The sequence below is a fragment of the Pseudomonas sp. BF-RE-21 genome (assembly GCF_019947305.1).
GTDB classification, from domain to species: Bacteria; Pseudomonadota; Gammaproteobacteria; order Pseudomonadales; family Pseudomonadaceae; genus Aquipseudomonas; species Aquipseudomonas migulae.
In genome coordinates, this window is the sequence record NZ_JAGYGF010000103.1 from 1 (window position 1) to 4080 (window position 4080).

The 4080-nt window shown below is 61.9% G+C and carries 3 protein-coding genes; all 3 read left to right on the forward strand.

Features of this window, described 5'->3' with window-relative positions; genetic code table 11:
- Nucleotides 1–126: 126 nt before the first annotated feature.
- The 3 genes from KGB25_RS30210 (at nucleotide 127) to KGB25_RS30220 (ending at nucleotide 4008) form a co-directional block, all read left to right on the forward strand.
- Nucleotides 127–891 carry a TOBE domain-containing protein gene (locus tag KGB25_RS30210; RefSeq protein ID WP_223437988.1) on the forward strand — a complete coding sequence of 255 codons (765 nt, stop codon included), beginning with the start codon at nucleotides 127–129 and terminating at the stop codon, nucleotides 889–891.
- Nucleotides 892–949: 58 nt separating this feature from the next.
- A complete protein-coding gene (locus KGB25_RS30215; RefSeq protein ID WP_192227613.1) occupies nucleotides 950–2851 on the forward strand; it encodes a PhoX family protein in 1902 nt (633 codons plus the stop codon).
- Between the two features lie 182 nt (nucleotides 2852–3033).
- Entirely contained in the window at nucleotides 3034–4008 is a 975-nt protein-coding gene (locus tag KGB25_RS30220) for a serine/threonine protein kinase (protein ID WP_223437989.1), read from the forward strand.
- The last annotated feature ends 72 nt before the right edge of the window (nucleotides 4009–4080 follow it).

Here is a 4080-nt window from a genome sequence, read left to right on the forward strand (position 1 = left end):
CCATCTACATTACTGACCAACCGCCATCGCGAGCAGGCTCGCTCCCACAGGAATCGTGGCTGACTTGACTCCCGCGCCCCAAGCCGCCAACGTCCTCACCATCATCACCCGCCAAAGCGTCTCGCCATGTCCTTGCCTACGTTGTTGTCCCAGCACATTGTCCGTCGCCCGCAGCGCATCGCCTTGCTGCAACACATCGCCGAACAGGGCTCGATCACTCGCGCTGCGAAAAGCGCGGGCCTGAGTTACAAAGCTGCATGGGATGCCATCGACGAGTTGAACAACCTCGCGCAGAAACCGCTGGTGGAGCGCAGCGTCGGCGGCAAGGGCGGCGGTGGCGCCAAGCTGTCCAGCGAAGGCGAGCGCGTTTTGCGCCTCTATCAAAAGCTGCAAACGTTGCAGGCGCAGGTGTTGGAAGCCGCCGAAGACGCCAGCGACCTCAACCTGCTCGGCCGTCTGATGCTCAGAACCAGCGCGCGCAATCAATTGCACGGCAAGGTCGTGGAAATCGAAGCTCAGGGACGCAACGACCTGATCCGCCTGGAACTGGCTGAAGGCTTGATCCTCGTGGCGCAGATCACTCACGACAGCACCCTGCGCCTGGAGCTGCAAACCGGCACCGAAGTCGTCGCCCTGATCAAGGCCGGTTGGCTCGACCTGCTGGGTATCGATGACGAGGCAACGCCCGGACACAATTGCCTGACCGGCACCCTTGAAGAAATCCTCGACGCCGAAGACGGCCCGAGTGAAGTGCGCATCGGCCTGCCCAATGGCCAGACGCTGTGCGCGCTGGCCGAACCGCTGCACTTGCGAACTCACGGTCTGGCCACCGGCAAAGCGGTGCGGGTGCAATTTTCCCCCTCCAATGTGCTGCTCGGTACACCGCTCTGAAACACAAGCGTCATTAACGCGCTTTAAGGTGACTGCAAAAACCAGCAGGGAGCCTGATGTGAGCCTATTAGAAGACAACCAATCCACCGACCTCGAGCAAATGGTCGGCCTCAGCCGTCGTGGTTTCATCAGCGCGGGCGCCCTGTGCGGTGCCGCGATGTTCCTCGGCGGCAACCTGCTGAGCCGCAGCGTGCTCGCGGCCAGTGTCAGCGCAGGCACCAGCAAACTGTTGGGTTTCGACAGCATTCCCGCCGCCACCAGCGACGCAATCACCCTGCCACCGGGCTACAAGTCTTCGGTGCTGATCAGTTGGGGCCAGCCGCTGCAAAAGAACGGTCCGGCATTTGATCCAAGCGGCAACGGCAGCGCCGAGCAACAGGAAGTCCAGTTCGGCGACAACAACGACGGCATGAGCCTGTTCGAATTTCCGGGTGAGAAAGACCGGGCGCTGATGGCGATCAACAACGAATACACCAACTACCGCTACCTCTACCCGCACGGCGGCATGCCGCAATCGGCCGAAGAAGTGCGCAAGGCGCTGGCCTGCGAAGGCGTGTCGGTGATCGAGGTGCAGCGCAAGAACGGCCAATGGCAATTCGTTCAGGGCTCGCGCTACAACCGCCGCATTCACGGCAACGCACCGATCAGCCTCAGCGGCCCGGCCGCCGGCCACGCGCTGGTGAAAACCAGCGCCGACCCGCACGGCAAGAACGTGCTCGGCACCTTCCAGAACTGCGCCAACGGCAAGACGCCGTGGGGCACCTACCTGACCTGTGAAGAGAACTTCACCGACTGTTTCGGTAGCAGCAATGCCGAGCAGAAATTCGACGCCGCGCAGAAACGATACGGTGCAGTGGCGACCAGTAAAGAGATTAACTGGCATCAACACGACGAGCGCTTCGACCTGGCGAAGAACCCCAACGAACTCAACCGTCATGGCTGGGTGGTGGAAATCGACCCGTTCGATCCGACATCGACACCGGTCAAGCGCACCGCGCTGGGCCGCTTCAAACATGAAAACGCGGCCCTGGCCGAGACCCATGACGGCCACGCCGTGGTGTACATGGGCGACGATGAACGCGGCGAGTTCATCTACAAGTTCGTCAGCCGCGACAAGATCAACCACAAGAACCCGAAAGCCAACCGCGACCTGCTGGACCACGGCACCTTGTACGTGGCGCGTTTCGACGCGGGCGACGGCAATGCCGATCACCCGAAAGGCCAGGGCGAGTGGATCGAGCTGACCCACGGCAAAAACGGCATCGACGCCAGCAGCGGTTTTGCCGATCAGGCCGAAGTGCTGATTCATGCACGCCTCGCCGCCACAGTGGTGAAAGCCACGCGCATGGACCGTCCGGAATGGATCGTCGTCAGCCCCAAGGACGGCCAGGTCTATTGCACGCTGACCAACAACGCCAAGCGCGGTGAAGACGGTCAGCCGGTGGGCGGGCCGAACCCGCGCGAGAAGAACGTCTACGGGCAGATTCTCCGCTGGCGCACCGACCGTGATGATCACGGCTCGAAAAGCTTTGCCTGGGATCTGTTTGTGGTCGCCGGCAACCCGGGTGTCCACGCCGGCACGCCGAAGGGTGGTTCGTCGAACATCACGCCGCAGAACATGTTCAACAGCCCGGACGGCCTGGGTTTCGACAAGGCCGGGCGGTTGTGGATCCTGACCGATGGCGATTCGAGCAACGCCGGTGATTTTGCCGGCATGGGCAACAACCAGATGCTCTGTGCCGACCCGGTGACCGGTGAGATCCGTCGCTTCATGGTCGGGCCGGTGGGTTGCGAGGTGACGGGGATCAGTTTCTCTCCGGACCAGAAGACGCTGTTTGTCGGGATTCAGCATCCGGGGGAAAACGGTGGCTCGACGTTCCCTGAGCACCTGCCGAACGGCAAACCGCGGTCTTCGGTGATGGCGATTTCCCGCGAGGACGGCGGGATCGTCGGCGCCTGATAAGTCCCCTTCGCGGGCAAGCCTCGCTCCTACAGGGAAATGCATTCCAAATGTAGGAGCGAGGCTTGCCCGCGAAGGCGTCAGCCCAAACAACACTCATCTCAACCCCAACCACTAAAGACAGCCCGTCTGCGCTACCATGCTTGGCCGGACGCGGCAGCCTGCTGCGCGCAGGAGTCAGCATGGCCCACCCGTTTGCAACCCTCACCCCAGACCTCGTGCTCGATGCCGTCGAAAGCATCGGCTTTCTCAGCGACGCGCGCGTTCTGGCGCTCAACAGCTACGAGAACCGTGTCTATCAGGTCGGCATCGAAGACTCCGAACCGCTGATCGCCAAGTTCTACCGCCCGCAGCGCTGGACCAACGAAGCGATTCTCGAAGAACACCAGTTCACCTTCGAACTCGCCGAGTGCGACGTGCCGGTGGTGGCGCCAATGATTCACAACGGTGCCAGCCTGCACGAACACAACGGTTTCCGTTTCACCCTGTTCCCCCGCCGTGGTGGCCGCGCACCTGAGCCGGGCAATCTCGATCAGCTGTATCGGCTGGGCCAACTGCTCGGTCGCCTGCACGCCGTCGGCTCGACCAAACCGTTCGAACACCGTGAAGCCCTGGGCGTGAAGAACTTCGGTCATGCCTCGCTGACAACCTTGCTCGAAGGCAACTTCATCCCCAAAAGCCTGCTGCCGGCCTACGAATCTGTCGCCCGCGACCTGCTCAAACGGGTGGAAGACGTCTACAACACCACGCCGCATCAGAACATCCGCATGCACGGCGATTGCCACCCCGGCAACATGATGTGCCGCGACGAAATGTTCCACATCGTCGACCTGGACGACTGCCGCATGGGCCCGGCGGTGCAGGACATCTGGATGATGCTCGCCGGTGACCGTCAGGAATGTCTGGGGCAGTTGTCGGAATTGATGGACGGCTACAACGAGTTTCACGATTTCGACCCGCGGGAACTGGCGCTGATCGAACCACTGCGCGCGCTGCGCCTGATGCATTACAGCGCGTGGCTGGCACGCCGCTGGGATGACCCGGCGTTCCCGCACAGTTTTCCGTGGTTCGGGACGGAGCGGTATTGGGGTGATCAGGTGTTGGCGTTGCGCGAGCAACTCGCCGCCCTCAACGAAGAACCCCTGAAACTGTTCTAACCCTTGTAGGAGCGAGGCTTGCCCGCGAAGAACGGTGACGCGGTTTGGCTGATATACCGCATCATCGTTCTT